Below are 18,220 nucleotides of genomic sequence, written 5' to 3'. Positions count from 1 at the left end.
ATAGACAATGCGGCGTTGAGCGTGTCTCTATCGCATCAGCCGCTGTTTGGATTCAGTGGCGTGAGATGAGTGCCATCTGCAACTCCACCACTGTGCCGCCACCCTCGCGCGGCGACCAGTCAATGGTGCCACCCAATTCACTGGTGACTAGTGTGCGCACAATTTGCAACCCCAGCCCTTCGGCGACGGTACCCTGCGGCAACCCCACGCCGTCGTCAGCTATTTTCACTGTCAGCGCATCGTCGCCGGAACTGTTCTTGTACCGGTCCGCAATCAGCCACACAGTTCCTTCACGGTCCTGCAAGCCATGTTCGACGGCGTTCGCCACCAGCTCGTTGATCACCAGTGCCAGCGGAGTGGCGAAATCGCTGGGCAGCTCACCAAAGGCACCTTCGCGTTCGGTCCGCACGCGCTGCGACGGCGAAGCCACCTCCGCGGAAAGCCGGAACTGCCGGTCAATCAGCTCGTCAAAGTCAACGTTCTGAGCCAACCCCTGGGACAAGGTTTCATGCACCAAAGCAATCGTGGCGACACGGCGCATGGCCTGCTCCAAGCCCTGTTTGCCCTCTTCGCTGTGCATCCGGCGCGACTGCATCCGCAGCAAAGCCGCCACTGTCTGCAGGTTGTTCTTCACCCGGTGGTGGATCTCGCGGATGGTGGCATCCTTGGTCACCAGCTCCTGTTCCCGGCGCCGCAGCTCGGAGACGTCGCGGCAAAGCACAAGCGCACCAAAGCGTTCGGTGCCGTCGCGCAGCGGGATGGCACGGAGCGAGAGGCTGACGCCCCTGGATTCAATTTCGGTGCGCCACGGCATCCGCCCGGTAACCACCAGCGGCAGAGATTCATCCACCATGCGCCGATCCTTGAGCAGGCCCGTGGTGACTTCGGCCAGCGAACGGCCCTCCAGGGATTCCCCGTCGCCCAACCGGCGGAAGGCCGAGACGCCGTTGGGGCTGGCATATTGCACAATGCCGTCCACATCCAAGCGCAGCAGGCCATCGCCAACGCGCGGAGCTCCGCGGCGGGAGCCGGTGGGCGAGGCGAAATCGGGCCACAGCCCCAAGGTGCCCATTTTGAGCAGATCGTAAGCGCACTGGCGGTACGTCAGTTCCAGCCTGGAGGGCATCCGCGAGCTGGACAAGTCCATGTGCGTGGTGATCACTGCCAGAGTGCGGCCGTTGCGGACCATGGGAATGGCCTCAACTCGCATGGCCATCTCCGGGCTCCAAATTTTGGTTTCGTGCGAGCGCTCAATGTTTTGGCTCTTCCACGCCGCCTGCACCAGAGGCTCAAGCTCCGGCTGGATTTGCTCGCCCACAAAGTCGGCATGGAACATGGTGTGAGAAGTGGAAGGCCGCACGTGGGCTAGCGCCACGTGGCCGGTAGCCGTGTGACTGGGGAACCACAAGACCAAGTCTGCGAAGGATAGATCGGCAATCATTTGCCAGTCCCCCACCAAGAGGTGCAGCCATTCGGCGTCGCCCGGGCCCAACCCGGGGTTCTCCCTGATCATGTCGGCAAAAATTGCCATGTGGGCTCCTTATATGTGGGGGCGGTGCCCGCTGAAAACAGCGGGCACCGCATTAGCTACTGCTTCTGTGAGGTGACAACCGCACAGATAAGAGTCCAGCGATTAACGCCGCACAATTGAACGCAAGAGCCTTAATGCTACCGACAATGACGCCATATCATCCTCTTCAAGCTCGTTGACCTCGGCAAACATCCTGATGGCCCGTTCCAACTGCTCCGCATTCTGCGCTTCCCAGGCCTCAATCCGAGCCAGGGTGGTGTCACCTTGACCGGTGCTACTCATGACGTTGCGCGTCATGTCTGCCGTGGTGGCATAGAGGTCATCCCGCAAGGCGGCGCGGGCCAAAGCCTGCCACCGGTCATTACGCGGCAACGCAGTGATGCGTTCCAGCAAGGCGTCCACACCGTAGCGGTCGTAGATTGCGTAGTAAACGCTTGCCACAGCGTCCTGTGGTTCGCCCAACGCCTCACTGACCTTGGCCACGTCCAACAACGGGAAGGTCTCAAAGAGTTCCGCCCAGCGCCGACCCAACGCCACAGGCATATCAAAGGAGGTGGCACGGTTGTACCAGTTCTCCACACGGTCCACGTCCACACCCTGGAAGAAGTCTCCGATGTGGGGGGCAAGGCTGCTGACCACCGGCTTGAAGCGGTTCACCACATCCGCGATGCTCTGTTGGCCAATACCTTCATTGACCAGCCAGCGCACGGCCCGGTCCAGCAACCGACGCATGTCCTGATGGACGGTGCTCCACTGATCAGTGGGGAAGCTGGGCGGCAGTTCTCGCAGCATGGAGCTCATGGCGGCAAAGTCAAAGATCTCATGCAGGGCAACAAAGGCCTTGGCCACCACCACTTCGCTGGCCGAGGACTCTTCCATGGCGCGGAAGGCAAAGGTGATGCCACCCAGGTTCACCATGTCGTTGGCCACAACGGTAGCAATGATCTCTCGGCGCAGTGGATGCGTGTCCAGCTCCTCATCAAAGCGGGCTGCCACCGCCGTGGGGAAGTAACGGCGTAGCGTTGATTTGAACCAAGGATCATCGGCAAGATCGCTATTGGTCAGCGCCGTGGCCAACTCCATCTTGGCGTACGCCAACAGGACAGCGAGTTCCGGAGAGGTCAGCCCCTGCCCGGAAGCCAGCCGTTCCTGCAGCACGGCGTTACTGGGCAGTGCCTCGAGCTCACGGTCAAGATCTCCATGCTCTTCGAGCCAGTCCATGAAGCGCTCGTAACTGGGGCTCCAGTCGACAACATGTGTTCGATCGTTGAGCAACAGGATGTTTTGCTCAATGTTGTCTTCGAGTACCAGTTGCCCAATTTCATCTGTCATCGACATGAGGAAACCAGTGCGTTCGGCCGGGTCCAGCTTTCCGGCAGCCACCATCCGGTCTACGAAGATCTTGATATTCACTTCATGGTCGGAGCAGTCCACACCCGCAGAGTTGTCAATGGCATCGGTGTTCAAGATGACCCCGTGCAGGGCCGCCTCCACACGTCCGTGCTGGGTCATGCCCAGGTTGCCACCCTCGCCGATGATCTTCACCCGCAGATCCGCACCGTCAACACGGATGGGATCGTTGGCCTTGTCACCCACCGAGGCGTTGCTTTCGGTGCTGGCCTTGATGTAGGTACCGATACCGCCGTTGTAGAGCAGATCGGTGGGTGCCAGCAGCACTGCCCGTAGGAGTTCCGGCGGGCTGAGCTTCACGGTTCCCGTTGGCAAGCCAAGAGCAGCGACAACTTCCGCGGAAATCGGGATGGACTTCAGCGAGCGCGAGTACACTCCACCGCCGGCGCTGATGAGCTCCTTGTTGTAGTCCTGCCAAGAAGATCTCGGCAGATCGTACAGGCGCTGGCGCTCGTCGAAAGCGGTCCCGGCCTCAGGGTTAGGGTCCAGGAAAATATCCCGGTGATCAAAGGCCGCCACCAGCTTTACGTGGCGGGTGCGCAGCATTCCATTGCCGAACACGTCACCTGACATGTCCCCCACGCCCACTGCCGTGAATTCCTGGGTCTGAGTATCGACGCCGAATTCGCTGAAGTGGCGCTTGACTGACTCCCACGCGCCACGGGCTGTGATGCCCATAACCTTGTGGTCGTAGCCTACGGATCCGCCCGATGCGAAGGCGTCGCCAAGCCAGAACCCGTACTCTGCAGAAATGGCGTTTGCCGTGTCAGAGAAGGAAGCGGTCCCCTTGTCGGCTGCCACCACCAAGTAGGTGTCATCGCCGTCGTGGCGGACCACGTTCTCCGGAGGTGCCACCACTTCACCCTCTGTCGTGGCGACGAGGTTGTCGGTGACGTCGAGCAGGCCGCGGATGAACATCTTGTAGCTCTCCCTGCCCTCTTCCATCCAAGCACCGCGATCCACGGCGGGGTTGGGAAGTTGCTTGGCGAAGAAGCCACCCTTGGCGCCCGTGGGCACAATAACGGCGTTCTTGACCGTTTGCGCCTTGACCAAACCGAGTACTTCGGTGCGGAAATCTTCACGGCGGTCCGACCAGCGCAACCCGCCACGGGCTACCTTGCCAAAGCGCAGGTGCGTGCCCTCCACGCGGGGCGAGTACACCCAAATTTCAAACATGGGTTTCGGGGCCGGCAGACCCTCAATGGCTGAGGGATCCAGTTTGAGGCTCAGGTACTCGCGTTCCCGGTAGAAGTTGGTGCGCAGGGTGGCGTCGACCAAGTTGGAGAAGGTGCGCAGAATCCTGTCGGCATCCAGTGTCGGCACGCTTTCCAGAGCCGCGTTGAGCTTAGCGCGAATCTCTTCTTGCAGGGCGGGGCGCGCCTGCTCCGCAACAGCCGGGTCAAAGCGGGCCTCAAACAGCTCCACCAGCCCGCGGCTCACAGCAACATTTTGCAAAAGCGTGTTGGCAACGAATCCGAAGGAGTTGGTGTTACCCATTTGGCGCATGTACTTGGCATAGGCCCGCAGAATAATGATCTGGCGAGAGCGCATGCCCTCGGTCAGCACCAGGCGGTCAAAGTTATCCGATTCGCTCATCCCCGTGATGGCTGCACCAAACGCCTCGGTGAGCAGATCCGCCGTCGCTAGTGGGTCAACGCCCTCCGGGTACTTCAGGCCCAGGTCATAGAGGAAGAAGTCACGTTTGTCGGCCGTGGCAATTTCGAACGGACGTTCATCAAGCACCTCCAGCCCCAAACTGTGGAAAAACGGCAGGATCTTGCTCAGGCTCTGCGGGTGCGCCATGTACAGCTTGACGCGCGCATCCTCTTCCAGCTCATCCCCGCTGGCGGGCAAGTAAACGTGCATGCCAGGGGCACACTGCTCCGGGCTCTTCCCGGCCGCTATGACAGCCTTGTAGCCGGCATCGAAACGCTCAAAACGGGCGATGTCCGCCAGCGCATCCTCCACCTCGAAGTCAATCCGGTAGCTGTCCGGGAACGCGTTTGACCACTTGGCCACCAGCCGATCTGAGGTCTCACGCGACTGAGTGTCGCGGAGTACCTGAGAAATACCTTCGGGCCAGGACCGCGCAGCGCGCACCAACCGCTGCTCCAACTCAGCAGTCTGCAGATCGGCCGGGACCAGGAACGCCTTGGGCAGGCGAATCCGGAAGAACAGCCGGGCCAGCGCCGATTCACTCATGCGCGCCTCGAAATCAATGGAGACGCCGCTGAAGGTGCTCATGAGCTCTTCTTCAATACGGTGACGCACCGCAGTGGTGTACCGATCGCGCGGAATATATACCAACGCGGACATGAAACGGCCGTAGATATCCGGGCGCAGGAACAACCGCGTACGACGGCGTTCGGCCAACCGTAGGATTCCTTCGGAGATCTCGATGAGGTCTGAAACCTCCATTTGGAACAGCTCGTCGCGCGGGTAGGTTTCCAACACCGCGAAGAGGTCCTTGCCGGAGTGCGAGTTGGGCGGGAAGCCGAAATGCCGCAACACGGCTTCCACTTTTTCCCGGACTACGGGAATGTTGCGCACGGAACCGGTGTAGACGGCCGATGAGAACAAGCCGATGAAGCGCTGTTCGCCATTGACGTTGCCCTGGGAATCGAATGACTTGACGCCAATGTAGTCGAGGTAAGCGCCTCTGTGAACAGTGGAACGTGAGTTGGCCTTGGTGATGACCAAAACGCGCTTTTCACGGGCCTTGCGTTGACCGGTGGTGGTCAGGTGCTGCACAGTGGGGTGGCTGGAGCCATCTCGGAGTAAGCCCAGACCGCTGCCTTCACGGTTAACCAGAACGTCCTCGCCATCGCGCTTTTCGAGATCGTATTCGCGGTAGCCCAGGAACGTGAAGTTGTCCGCTTCCATCCAGTGCAGCAGGTCTTCGGCTTCGCGCAGGTCAATGAGGTCTTCCCCGGCCAGCACGGTGGCCAAGATTTCGGCCCGGCTCAGGGCCTTCTCGCGCATGGCGGGCCAGTCCTCAACGGAGGCACGAACATTGGCAAGCACCTTTGCGAGGCCTGCGTACAACGCTAACTTGGCCTCGTCGTCGATCTTGGGGATTTCAATGGCGATCCACGACTCAAGGGAGGAGGTGTTCACTCCGTCGCCGAGCAAGTGGGCGATGTTGGGCATGGCCGAGGTGTCCCCGCTAGCGATGCCTGCGTGCGAGGGGACCTTGGTGACAGCGCTCAGGGCGTGAGAACTCTTCTCCCTGGAGATCACGAAGACGGGGTGGGTGACCAAGTGGATAGCGAGCTTCTGGCGGACCAGTTCAGCGCTGACGGAGTCAACCAAAAAGGGCATGTCGTCGGAGACGATGTAAACAACGCTGGCATCGCGTTCATCTCGAATGTCCACCGTGGCCTGACCGGGTGTCCGGATGGCCGCCACCTGCTGGTGGGCTAGGGCACGGGCACGGAGTACTGCCGGGTCGTAGAGGGAGGAATCCTCCGTGGACAGTTGCACAAAGTAGTCATCAAAGAATGACTGACCACCGAACCGTGGGTGCTCCTGCACAGGATCGGGGTTGAATGTGTGCGATGACATGAATTAGCGCCTCCGTCAAAGAGAATAAGACCGCTTCTTTGCAGTCCTGACTTGAGCCTAGCCCCGATCCTAGGGCTTTGCTGTGGCGCTTGATACAGCAACTTCAGTATTCCGTTGGACAGCTGCACAATAGATCCCTCGGATGCCCTTGCGCAACGGCGCCTCTGGTGCGATCTCCAGCAGCAGCCGCCCTTCCAACAGTGCCTTGTCACTCAGATCCGGGTCCCACGGCAGGAAATGACTGATGGGTTGAGCCGGACCAAACCGTTCCCAGGCCTGCGCGAGGGCTTTCTCCGGCGCTCGTCCGGCGGCCTTGCGGCGAACCTTGTTCACGACTACTTCCACGTGGGCTCCCGGAAAAGCCTGCGTAAGTTCCTGCATGCCTCGAATCAGCCGCGGAATACCGACCGGGTCCCCGCTGCCCACAGCATAAATGATGTCCGCCTCCGCCAGAACAGTCAACGTTGCGCCGTTGCGCCGTGGGGCTACGGTGTCGTAGCTGAGCTCCTCGTCGTTTTCGAGCGAGAAGCCACAATCGACCACCACCAGTTGGGCTGATTCCCTCGCCAGTTTCAGTACTCTGAGCACGGCGGCTGCCCGCAACTCCGGCCAGCGATCGGGCCGAGTCAGGCCCGTCAAAAGCGAAAAGGTTCCACCTGAAAACACCACCTTTGTGGCGATGGCCGAAAATTGTGCCGCCGATAGCGCTCCCTGATCTGCCACCCTGCAGGCCTGGGCGAAGGACGCCGATTCCTCGAGCAGACCCAGCGCTGCGGCAATACTGGCGCCATAACTGTCGGCGTCAATCACCATGACGCTCATGCCAGCCGCGGCGTGTTCCGCCGCCAAATTTATGGCCACTGTGGTGCGCCCGGGCGATCCGATGGGGCCCCAAAGCGCCACCAACGTGCTTCTTTCGGTGCGGCCCGTGGCGGGTGGCCGTGCGCCAGGTCTGGGGGTAGGCCTGGCCGTAGGTCCGGACGCAGGCTCAACTCCCGTCCTGGGGACGCGGCCTGTAGGCGTCTGTGAGGTACTTTCACCGGAACCCTCGCCAGTGCTTTTGCCGTGCGCTTTCGCTGCAGTCCTGCCGTGGGCCTGGCCACCAGCTGTGCCATGGGACCGTCCACCAGGCTCGCTGGAGTTCTTGGCATCGTGCTGAAAACGTTGGCGCATCCTCCCCCACAGGCTGGCCGAGCGATCATGGACTGAGCCACCCCGATCTGGACTGACCTGAATGGGATCGGCCTGAGTGGGATCGGCTTGAGCAGGATTGGCTTGGGCGGGACTGTCCGGAACTGGGCCGTCCGGAACCGGGCTGGCCCGACCGACCTGATTCTCCGCCCCATTCGCGCCAGCCGGATCGGCAAAGCCGCCGCCCACCGTCTTTTCCACAGCCGGTCTAGCCGGATCTGGCCGGGTCGGATCCACACCGCCCGGAACTAACCTATTGGGAACCACTTTCCCGAGAGCTCCGGCGTCTGTGGCTAGCGCTTCAGCGCCGGGCACCTTGGGCCTTGCCTCATCTGACGGCGAAGGCGGAGCTTGCCAGCCCTTTTCTGACTGCACTTTTGGCGGCATATTCTTGGCGGCCAACCGTTTGGCCCCGCGCGCTGCCCTGCGAGAAAGATGAGTGGGGCCCTCACCAGCGGCCGTGGAGATGACGTCTGCTCCGGCCGAACCAACAGTGCTGCCGGGAGCGGCCGGAACGGGGAACACGTCGTCGTCCTTGGCTTTATCCTGGAATGGACTCAATCCCGTCACGGCGCCGCCGGTGGGCAGCGTGGGGACGGCATAGCCAGCCGCGTCCAATTGCCGGCGAGACTGCACTGCGGCAATGACTACCTGCCCCAGCCGCTCCGGTGTGACCTGTTCTGTCACAGGCGTGGCACCCAAACCACGCAGGCGCTGGGCTTCTTCGGGCGTGGCAGCGACGGCAATGACGCTGACGCCCACGGCGGCCAGCCGGTCCACCAATGTCGCACTCAATCTCCCGGCACTTTCGGCTACAACAGCCGCTTGTGCGAGCCCATTTTGGCAGGCCGCCAATAGTTCAGCGAGTTCGGGGCAGCGGCGCACAATTCTGACGCTGCCGCGGGTCTTGCCCAGTTCCGCAATCACGCCTCCGGACGTGTCACCCACGGCAATGACTGTGACGGCGTTCGCTGATTCATTCTTGGCTGATTCATTCTTGGATGCTTCATTCACGGTGCGGCTCCGGGGTTCCACACGACGGATACTTTCGCCTTATTGGCCACGGCACCCAGAAACTTGGGCATTTGCACGTCAGTCACGAGCACCATGAGTGCCATGTTTTTCGTGGAACCCAGAGAGCCGGGGGCGGTATTCACCGCAGCAACCTCGGCTCCGGGCAGCATCAGAATCGGTTCGGCAAAGCCATTGCGGTCATCTGGCAACGCAACCCAGACATCGACGTAGGCGCCCACCACAACTTCCTTGGGAAGCGGTTCGCTGATGGTGACAGGGGCAGGCTTGCGGTCCAGGGCGTCCACCTTGCCAATACTGGTGCGGGAGACCAGCTCGCCTTTGGGCACCATGCGAATGGCGACGGCGTTCGCGTCCAGTTCATCAGCTGGATTCAGGTATTTTTTGTCCACCGTGCCGAGCTGGACCTGAACGATCGTCAAGGAATCTACGGTGATGCTCTGACCCACCACGAGCGCATCCTTAGCGGCATACATGGGCACTGTTCTAGCTGCGTTGCCCACCAGCGCCACCACGCCCGCCACTGACGCCAAGACCAGCAGGATACCTATGAGCAGGCGTGGGTCCTTCCACGACGGTTTACTCAACCGTGGTGCTTGGCCCGGCGTCTGGATCGCCATAGCTCCGCCCCCTTCAGGACCTGCCGGCAGCCATGCGAACCGCGCTGCCGTCTACCCTTTGTACCGCCGATCGACCCCGGTTGAAAGACCTTCTAGCGAAAATGGCGAAATCTGTGGACAACTCCAAGCGCTGCCAAGCTGTGGATAAACCGACTGAAGCTCGTCAAAAGGGAACAACAGGGGGATAATGAGTACATGCCCAGATTCCTCACTTTGGCCGATGTGGCCGAACAGCTGCAGATTTCAGCCGCCGCCTGCTACGCGTTGGTGCACAGCGGAGAACTACCCGCCTTCCAAATAGGAGGGCGCGGGCAATGGCGTGTGGATGAGGCCAAGTTCGAGGCGTTCATTGATGATCGGCATGCCGCGGCTCGGACCATGTTGGCAGCCGAAAACACCACCTCAGCCCAGTAGCTCACACGCGCTCCCTGGAGTCTTGCTGCTCCAAGTCAGAACTCGTTCTCGGGCGAGGAGGCAATGCTCACGAGCCGTCCCATCGGGACCACCACTGAGCCTTGCAGGTTGCCGAGGTCCCGGCCCACGCCGTCGGCCAATTGCATGAGTTGGATGTAATCCGCACCCACCTGGTCCAGGACTCCCCGGACATGCGCGGAGCTCGAACCAGCTTGGTTGGCGCCATCAAGCTCGAGAACAATAGACGAACGGTTCCGAGCCAGCAACCGCAGGGCCGCGGCCAGTGAATAGGTGACCTTTGTCGATGACTGCCGCCGGGCCAATCCCAGCCCGTGCACCCGGACCACTTTGGCCAGCGGCACGATGACCGAGCGATTCCCTTCGCGCAGCAGTGCCCATTCACCTTCGACTCTGAGTACCTCGCCGTGATACGCCGTCCCAGTGCACATCACCACCGATAGCTGGTGTCCGCTGGCACCACGTAAGGCCTGCGCAAAAGTTAATTGGGCGGCTTCAATACGGGCCAGTTCGTTGATATGCGCCTCAAAATCCTGCTGTGTCGAGGCATGCCACTGGGCTTCAAGATCACCAAAAAGTAGTTCCCACCGCATGCGGTCACGCTAAGCCGAGGCCGCTGGCGCGTCAACCCTGTCTATCCACAAACTCATCACGAGCTATGGACACCGCGACACTTAAGGGTCAAAATGAAGTAAATCAATTCTAATGATGCCAAACAGCATCAAAAAATGCCAAATAATCCCAAAGGAGAATGAAGGTGAAATCGCAAACACGCGCCGACCTCGCAATGACGGCGGCCATCGTTTTCCTCGGAGCTGCACTAGTCTTTAGTGGCCTCTCATTGCTGCGGCTGCAATGGGGCAACCGCGCAGTGGCGCCCTCCCTGGGCTTCCCCGAACTATTGGGCGTTGCCGGTGCAGGCATCGGCGTTGCTCTGCTCTGCTGGTGGTGCTTCGCGCTAAGTTGCGCCTTCGTATCAGCCATGGCGCACAGGCTCGGCGCCCACCGCTTTTCTGCTGTTACCGCAGGGTGCTCCCCTGCTTTCATGCGGCGAGTGGTGGCTGCGGTCCTTGGCATTCATCTCCTGACTGCGCCGCTGGCCAGTGCCGCCGAAGCACCCGGAGTGGATCCGCTCTGGCAGGCACAGACCGTATCCACGGCCCCGGCCACCCCTGGCGCCACCACCTCACCGGTCAAGGATCCGCTACCACCAGTTTCAACCCAGCCAGTGAACCCCTTGTGGATCCCGAGCACCCCTGACGTTGATCCAGATCTGTTGATCCGCCAGCCGCCCAGGAACAATTCAGGCACTGCCGGACTAGGCGATTCCGCTTCGGCTGGCATCGAGGCTGGGGATATCGAGGCTGGGGATGTGGTGGTCAAAAGGGGCGATACCTTGTGGGGAATTGTTGCCGAGTCATTGGGGCCATACTCCTCAGACGTCGATGTGGCCCTGGCGTGGCCGCAGTGGTACAACGCCAACCGCTCCACGATTGGAACAGATCCAAACCTGATTCTCCCTGGCCAAGTCCTCCATGCGCCGGGCAGCTACTGACACCTCGAACACTAACAATCCCGCTGAACAGGGACTGTGGCGATCAATCACAATCCCGGCCAGCACCAGCCCAGTGCAAAGGAGCACACCGTGAGTACAGCAGCCATCTCTGAAACCGCCGCACCGGCTACCTTGCTGGTCGTAAGGAATGTCCCCGCCCCGGCCCGGGCGTCGGGACCACCCCCGGATAGCGTGGTGAATCTCTTCGATCGTGGTCCGCAGCCCAGAAAGCCGAGGCGCATCACGCGAGGCACGAGCATGGCCGCTCGTAGTCTCATGGCTGGCAGCACAGCGACAGCGGGCGCCAGAGGGACACCGAGCACCAGCGCCACTCGCCCACAAGCGCGCAACACGGCAGGCGCTTCTGGCACTCTCGGCACCGTCCATAGCTTGGATCCGGAACAAGCCGAACGTGCTGTGGTGAGCAATATGTCCTGCAAGGTCGCCCAGAGTGCTCTGGAAATTCTCAACGGCGTCCGTTCAGTTCAACAGCTCGCCCGCTGGCTCGATGCCCGGTGTCTGAGCGCCCTGACCACTCGGGCCCGACTGCATGCACGGGCCTGCCGGGCACAAGCTCGTCGGCGCAGCTCAGAAGGGCAAATCGAGAACGTCCATCTCCTGTATCGGCAACCTCGGGTGCACTCGGTTCACTGCTTCGCAGTCACACCAGGAGTCTTTGAGACGGCAGTCATTGTTGCCGATAAGACCAGATTCAGAGCCATCGCCATGCGTCTGGAATTATCGAAAGGCATGTGGAAGGTCACCGCCCTGCGGATCGGTTGAGCAAAAAAGTGCCGCCGTCTGATGGAACCACCACAGAACATGTTCTGCGGCCATTCCACCAGACGGCGGCACTTTGACGAACTAAGGATCAGCGCTTCTTCTTCTTAGTCTTGCTCTTGTTGGCCGGGCGCTTTGCCGACGGCGGCAGACCGCCGGTGCTGCGACGCTCAACATGCGTTTCCGCGTCACCTTGTGCATCCGGGGCAGTGAACTGAAGCTGCGCAGGACGAGCCGGAGCTTCCAGCCCAGGAGCCGTGATACGCGGGGCAACATGCTCATGGTCGTGAGTGTGCTCGCCTGCTTCAACGTCACCGTCAACGCGCTTCATCAGGTTGACCGGAGCATCGGCAACAACGCCAACGGCTGCTGCCGGAGCGTTTTCAACCTGTACTTCCAAGTTGAACAGGAAGCCGATGCTTTCCTCGCGGATGGAGGCCATCATGGACTGGAACATCTCGTAGCCTTCGCGCTGGTACTCCACGAGGGGGTCGCGCTGAGCCATGGCCCGCAGACCGATGCCTTCCTTGAGGTAATCCATCTCGTAGAGGTGTTCTTGCCACTTGCGGCCCACTACGGAAAGGACTACCCGGCGTTCAAGCTCACGCATGGTTTCTGCACCCAGGGCAGCTTCACGCTCTTGGTAAGCAACACGAGCATCCGAGAGCAGCTCGGTCTTGAGCTGTTCAGCAGTAATTCGGCCTTCGCCGCCCACTTCTTGAGCAATTTCATCCACGCTGACGGTGACGGGGTAAATGGTGCGCAGGTTGCTCCAGAGCGTGTTGAAATCGTACTCGCCGGCGTGACCGCTACTCAGCGAAGCATCAATGATCTCGTTGACGGTGTCTTCGAGGAAGTGCTGGACCTTCTCATGCAGGTCTCCACCTTCCAAGATCCGACGACGGTCACCATAGATGGCTTCACGCTGGCGGTTCAGGACGTCGTCGTACTTCAGGACGTTCTTGCGTTGCTCAGCGTTGCGGCCTTCAACTTGGCCCTGTGCCGAAGCAATGGCCTTGGAGACCAGTTTGGATTCCAGCGCCACATCATCCGGCATCGCCGAACGTGACATGAGGCGCTCGGCTGCACCGGAGTTGAACAGGCGCATCAAATCGTCGGTCAATGACAGGTAGAAGCGGGATTCTCCCGGGTCGCCCTGACGCCCGGAACGGCCTCGCAACTGGTTGTCGATGCGACGGGACTCGTGGCGCTCGGTGCCCAAGACGTACAGTCCGCCGGCTTCCAGAACAGCCTCGTGCTCGTCCTTGACGGCCAGCTTGGCTTCCTCGAACGCGTCGTCCCAAGCCGCCTCGTACTCTTCGGCGTTTTCTTCAGGATCCAGCCCGCGTGCCTTCAATTCAGCTACGGCGTTGAATTCAGCGTTTCCGCCAAGCATGATGTCAGTACCGCGGCCAGCCATGTTGGTGGCCACGGTGACGGCGCCGCGGCGACCAGCCTGGGCCACAATCGCTGCTTCCCGAGCGTGGTTCTTGGCGTTCAACACTTCATGCTTGACGCCAGCCTCGGCCAGCTTCTTGGAGAGGTATTCGCTCTTCTCAACGCTGGTGGTACCGACCAGAACCGGCTGACCGGTTTCGTGACGCTCGGCAATGTCAGCCACGACGGCGTCGAACTTTACAACCTCGTTCTTGTAGACCAAGTCCGACTGGTCAACACGCTGCATCGGCTTGTTGGTCGGGATCGGTACAACACCCAGCGAGTAGGTGCCCATGAATTCGGACGCCTCGGTCTCGGCGGTACCTGTCATGCCGGAGAGTTTGCCATACAGGCGGAAGTAGTTCTGCAAGGTCACTGTGGCAAGAGTCTGATTCTCTGCCTTGATCTCCACACCTTCCTTGGCCTCAATGGCCTGGTGCATACCTTCGTTGTAGCGACGGCCGGCCAGGATACGGCCGGTGTGCTCATCAACAATCAGGACTTCGCCATCCATGATGACGTAGTCCTTGTCTCGCTTAAAGAGTTCCTTGGCCTTGATGGCATTGTTCAAGAAACCGATCAAGGGCGTGTTGGCGGACTCGTACAAGTTGGTGATGCCCAGGTAGTCCTCTACCTTTTCAATGCCACCCTCGAGAACACCTACGGTGCGCTTTTTCTCGTCGACCTCGTAGTCATCTTCAATCTTGAGACGCTGAACTACCTTGGCGAACTCCCCGTACCAGCGGTTGGCATCGCCAGATGCCGGACCGGAAATGATCAAGGGGGTTCGGGCTTCATCGATCAGGATCGAGTCAACTTCATCGACGATGGCGAAGTTATGGCCTCGCTGGACCAATTCGTCCTGGCTCCACGCCATGTTGTCACGCAGGTAGTCAAAGCCAAACTCATTGTTGGTGCCGTACGTGATGTCGGCAGCATACTGAGCCCGCCGGACGGAAGGGTCCTGATTGGCGACAATACAACCGCTGCTCTGGCCCAAGAAGCGGAAAACACGTCCCATGAGGTCCGATTGGTACTGCGCCAAGTAGTCGTTCACAGTGACCACGTGGACGCCCTTGCCGGTGAGCGAGTTCAGGTATGCCGGGGCGGTAGCCACCAGGGTTTTACCTTCACCGGTCTTCATTTCCGCAATGTTGCCTAGGTGAAGCGCGGCGCCACCCATGAGCTGAACGCGGAAGTGGCGCAGACCCAGTGTGCGCGAAGACGCTTCACGCACGGCGGCGAAAGCTTCCGGCAGCAGATCATCGAGCGACTCCCCGTCTTCGTGACGGAGCTTGAGCTTATCTGTTTCCTCGCGCAGCTCAGCGTCGGTGAAGGTCTGGAAAGAATCCTCCAGCGAATCAATGGCATCCGCGAGGACATTGAGTCGTTTAAGCGTCTTGCGATCGCCTGTGCGAAGAACTCGCTCAAGAAGTGATGGCACGAAATTGCTCCCAATCTATTGCTGCCTAAAAGTGGCGTGTTCAGTCTACGTGAGAAGACGCACAGCGCACCGCCAATTATGGCAGTGCAGCCTGCAGGCTCCCTGAGAGGTCACCATGATCTTGAACGGCGACGCTCCCCAGCCCCAGCCACAGAGCCATCGCTTCAAGCTCAGTGGCCAAATGAATGGCGGTTTCTTTGGGCGCGCCGGCTTCGGCAAAAGCACCTCGAACGACCAGTGCGCCGGATTGTCTGTCGGCTTTCAAATCCACCCGCGCCACGATGTTCTCGCCCAGCAGAAACGGCAACACGTAATATCCATATTTTCGTTGCTGTTCGGGGGTGTAGATCTCTATCCGGTAGTGGAAATCAAAGAGTTTTTCGAGCCTGCGCCGTTCAAAGACCAGTGAATCGAAAGGGCTCAGCAGCGCACTGGCTACAGCTTTACGCGGTATTGTTGCCGCGGCGTGCAGGTACGTCACCGCATCCCACCCGTTCACGGTGACCTGTTCCAGTTCTCCGGAGTCCACGAGGTAGTGGACGGCCTGTGTCACAGCCTTACCGGGCAACCGGAAGTAGTCCGCAAAGCATCTGGTGGTTCCAATGCCGTGTGCCTTGGCCGCCGCGGAAACCAGACGAATCATGGCTTCTTCCTTGTCGGCGGCCGCCATCTTCTCCCCCGGCACAAACAATCCCTGATCCACGGGAGGTAAGATCTTCTCAATCAGCGCGTAGCGGCGCTCAAACGTTTCGTTCCGTGAAGCAGCCCCGACGATTCCCCGCTCGAAGAGACCTTCGAGGGTTCGTTTGACAGCGTTCCAGTTCCATCCCCAGTGACTGCGGTCTGCGACTTCCTCGTGCCCAACGCGTTCCTTGATCTCACGAGCAGTCAGAGCCACGCCGCCCGTCAAAACGGCGAGGATGCGCCCTTCCAGTTCATCGCGGAGAGCAGTCTCCATGCCAGCTGAGCCCACCCAGCTCCGGTGTTGCCATTGCCTCAGGTCATGAAATTGTGATGGCTGAATGAAGCTTGCCTCGTGGGCCCAGTACTCCATGAGTTTGCGTGGCGGCCTCCCCGCCAGTCCATCAACAAGGGCGTGATCGTAGGGTCCCAACCGAGAAAAGAACGGTAGGTAGTGGCTGCGTGAGAGTACGTTGACAGAGTCGATCTGCACGAGCTGGATTTGGGCAAAAATCCGGCCCACCCTCCGCGCTGTGACGGGTTGGGTGGGCCGAACTGTTGAAAGTCCTTGAGCCTTCAATGCAATGCGCCTGGCCTGGGACAGGCTCAGGCTTGCATTCATCTGCACTGCTTTCTAGAACTTTCGTGGGCCTGTTTGCCAGCTGGTAATGCCTGAGTCACTTAGGCAGTCACTTAGACGCGGGCTGGCTCATCCGCTGAGCGGTAAGCGGAAATTTCTTCGGCTGCATCTGCGTTTTCATCCAATGAGATGACTCCGTAGGTCCAGCCCTTGCGACGGTAGACAACCGAGGGAATGCCAGTTGCTGCATCGATGAAAAGGTAGAAATCGTGTCCCACCATTTCCATGTTGTCCACAGCGTCATCGAGTGACAAAGCCGTGGGCGGGAAGACCTTGCGCCGGATCAGCACAGGTGAATCGCCGGCAGGGATGTCGTTTTCGATGTCGTAAGGTGACTTCTCTTCGACAACCTCAGGAGTGGTCTGGGCGTAAATCGGCTCAGAGCTGCTGACGGTTGGCAATGAGCCAGTGGCTTCGTTGACTGCGACGGGGGCGTGCCGTCCGTGGTGGACCTTCTTCTTGTCCTTGGCACGGCGGAGACGCTCAAGCAGCTTTCCGTAAGCCAGATCAAAAGCAGCGAACTTGTCCGATGCGGCAGCTTCCGCGCGGATGACAGGACCCCGACCGACAACCGTCAACTCAACCGTGAGAGGGGTGTCTGCTGTGCGGGCCTTGCTCTCCTTGGAAACCTTCACATCGACACGCTGAACCTTAGTGGCCAGCTGTTCGATCTTCGTGAGCTTTTCGCCTGCATATTCGCGGAATCGGTCCGAAACACTCAAGTTGCGACCGGTGATCATGAACTCCATGGTGCCCTCCAAATATCTTCGGTGACACGGCGGCCGGCTAGCGATTGTTGCTGGTTCCTGACCGCCGACGGGCGGTTTCCCCTCGGAAGAGGTACCCGTTTACTCACGTTAGTTCACTGCATGGCTTTATTCATCTTTTGCTCACAAAATGTTTTCGGCGCGTCATCCTTCTGTTGTTGATTCTGTGGTGGAGGACGGTGCTCTAGCAGCTGCCAAAACCACGGCTGCACGGACACGAAACCCTGCAATCTCCAGTGTTTTTGCCGCTTCGCGCAGCGTTGAACCTGTGGTCAGGACGTCGTCAATCAAGATCACTGATTGGCCAGATGGCTTCGCTTGCAGCCGAAAATTTCTCACTGTTTTACCTGCAACAGCCATCGTGTTACGAACGTTTCGCCGCCGTGCCGCACGGCCCAATCCCTTCTGGTTCGTGGTCTGCCACGGCAGCCTCGCCTTGATGCGCAATAGCGGGACCAGCTCCATGCCTGAGGGCAGGCGAGCTTCACGAGTCAGAGCACGCAGAATCAGGGCAACCGGGTCAAAGCCACGACGCCGCCATCCGCTTCCAGTGCTGGGAATGGGAACCAGAAGCAGGAGCTCTGAGGTGGCTAATTGCTCTGTGCCGCTACTGCTGTTCACCACCAACAAGGCGCGGGCGAGGCATCGGGCTAACGGCGGGCCCAATTCCGTTCGCCCATGATTCTTGAACCCCAGAATGGCTTGCGAAAGAGCGTCCCGATACTCCCCTGCGGCGATGACCGGCAACAGCGGATTTCCAGCAACGCCAACCAAGGCATCCGCGCTGTGTTCAGCACGGAATGGTGCCGCCGTTTGTTGGCGCAATGCGGCCGAGCACTCTGGGCACAAAGTGTAATCTTCGGCGCCACACACCACACAGTCGGCAGGCATCACCAAGTACAGGAAGTCACGCCATGCGGCTGCGCACCACAACCATGCCCGCAACCAGACTGCGTGCGGGCGTCCCCGGTGCCGGCCTGCTTGTCCAGCTCCAAGCTGCTGCGTGTCGGTAGCCTGCGTGTAATCGGTGACCTCTGTGCCATCGACGCCATCGACGCCAGCTATTGCATCCATGGCCCCAGCATGGACCCGTTTCGAGGCTCTGCGGGGGTTCAAACTGCCGATTGTGTGCGGTG

The 18,220-nt window shown here is 60.1% G+C and carries 12 protein-coding genes; 3 read left to right on the top strand and 9 right to left on the bottom strand.

Annotation, left to right across the window (positions count from 1 at the left end; genetic code table 11):
* Positions 1-52: 52 nt before the first annotated feature.
* The 4 genes from CXQ93_RS04650 to CXQ93_RS04635 form a co-directional block, all read right to left on the bottom strand.
* Positions 53-1,531 (bottom strand): sensor histidine kinase, encoded by a 1,479-nt coding sequence (locus tag CXQ93_RS04650; RefSeq protein WP_104109324.1) that lies wholly within the window; start codon positions 1,529-1,531, stop codon positions 53-55.
* A gap of 102 nt (positions 1,532-1,633) precedes the next feature.
* On the bottom strand, positions 1,634-6,505 hold the full coding sequence (locus CXQ93_RS04645; protein WP_104109323.1) for an NAD-glutamate dehydrogenase: 4,872 nt from the start codon (positions 6,503-6,505) through the stop codon (positions 1,634-1,636).
* 69 nt (positions 6,506-6,574) lie between these two features.
* Entirely contained in the window at positions 6,575-8,710 is a 2,136-nt protein-coding gene (locus CXQ93_RS21035; protein WP_258068599.1) for a hypothetical protein, read from the bottom strand.
* Positions 8,707-9,348 carry a hypothetical protein gene (locus CXQ93_RS04635; RefSeq protein ID WP_104109322.1) on the bottom strand — a complete coding sequence of 214 codons (642 nt, stop codon included), beginning with the start codon at positions 9,346-9,348 and terminating at the stop codon, positions 8,707-8,709. The genes CXQ93_RS21035 and CXQ93_RS04635 overlap by 4 nt, the downstream gene beginning before the upstream one ends.
* A gap of 195 nt (positions 9,349-9,543) precedes the next feature.
* Between CXQ93_RS04635 and CXQ93_RS04630 the strand changes: the two genes are divergently transcribed.
* A complete protein-coding gene (locus CXQ93_RS04630; RefSeq protein WP_104109321.1) occupies positions 9,544-9,762 on the top strand; it encodes a helix-turn-helix domain-containing protein in 219 nt (72 codons plus the stop codon).
* Between the two features lie 35 nt (positions 9,763-9,797).
* On the opposite strand, the gene CXQ93_RS04625 is transcribed toward CXQ93_RS04630, so the two are convergent.
* A complete protein-coding gene (locus tag CXQ93_RS04625; RefSeq protein ID WP_104109320.1) occupies positions 9,798-10,373 on the bottom strand; it encodes a hypothetical protein in 576 nt (191 codons plus the stop codon).
* Between the two features lie 164 nt (positions 10,374-10,537).
* Between CXQ93_RS04625 and CXQ93_RS04620 the strand changes: the two genes are divergently transcribed.
* Positions 10,538-11,335, top strand: a complete 798-nt coding sequence (locus CXQ93_RS04620) for a LysM peptidoglycan-binding domain-containing protein (RefSeq protein ID WP_146073159.1) — start codon at positions 10,538-10,540, stop codon at positions 11,333-11,335.
* Positions 11,336-11,425: 90 nt separating this feature from the next.
* Positions 11,426-12,118: an Rv3235 family protein gene (locus CXQ93_RS04615; protein ID WP_104109318.1), complete on the top strand. Its 693-nt coding sequence runs from the start codon at positions 11,426-11,428 to the stop codon at positions 12,116-12,118.
* 88 nt (positions 12,119-12,206) lie between these two features.
* On the opposite strand, the gene secA is transcribed toward CXQ93_RS04615, so the two are convergent.
* The 4 genes from secA to CXQ93_RS04595 form a co-directional block, all read right to left on the bottom strand.
* Positions 12,207-14,996: a preprotein translocase subunit SecA gene (secA, locus tag CXQ93_RS04610; protein WP_104109317.1), complete on the bottom strand. Its 2,790-nt coding sequence runs from the start codon at positions 14,994-14,996 to the stop codon at positions 12,207-12,209.
* A gap of 76 nt (positions 14,997-15,072) precedes the next feature.
* Positions 15,073-16,299, bottom strand: coding sequence for a winged helix-turn-helix domain-containing protein (locus CXQ93_RS04605; RefSeq protein WP_104109316.1), 1,227 nt, complete (start codon positions 16,297-16,299; stop codon positions 15,073-15,075).
* Positions 16,300-16,370: 71 nt separating this feature from the next.
* Positions 16,371-17,066 carry a ribosome hibernation-promoting factor, HPF/YfiA family gene (gene hpf, locus CXQ93_RS04600; RefSeq protein ID WP_062286917.1) on the bottom strand — a complete coding sequence of 232 codons (696 nt, stop codon included), beginning with the start codon at positions 17,064-17,066 and terminating at the stop codon, positions 16,371-16,373.
* 162 nt (positions 17,067-17,228) lie between these two features.
* Positions 17,229-18,158: a ComF family protein gene (locus CXQ93_RS04595; RefSeq protein ID WP_104109315.1), complete on the bottom strand. Its 930-nt coding sequence runs from the start codon at positions 18,156-18,158 to the stop codon at positions 17,229-17,231.
* Positions 18,159-18,220: the final 62 nt, after the last annotated feature.

Source organism: Arthrobacter sp. N199823 (assembly GCF_002929705.1).
Classification (GTDB): Bacteria; Actinomycetota; Actinomycetes; order Actinomycetales; family Micrococcaceae; genus Specibacter.
Note: the sequence above shows the minus strand (reverse complement) of the source record. Positions and strands in the feature narration are given on the sequence as shown.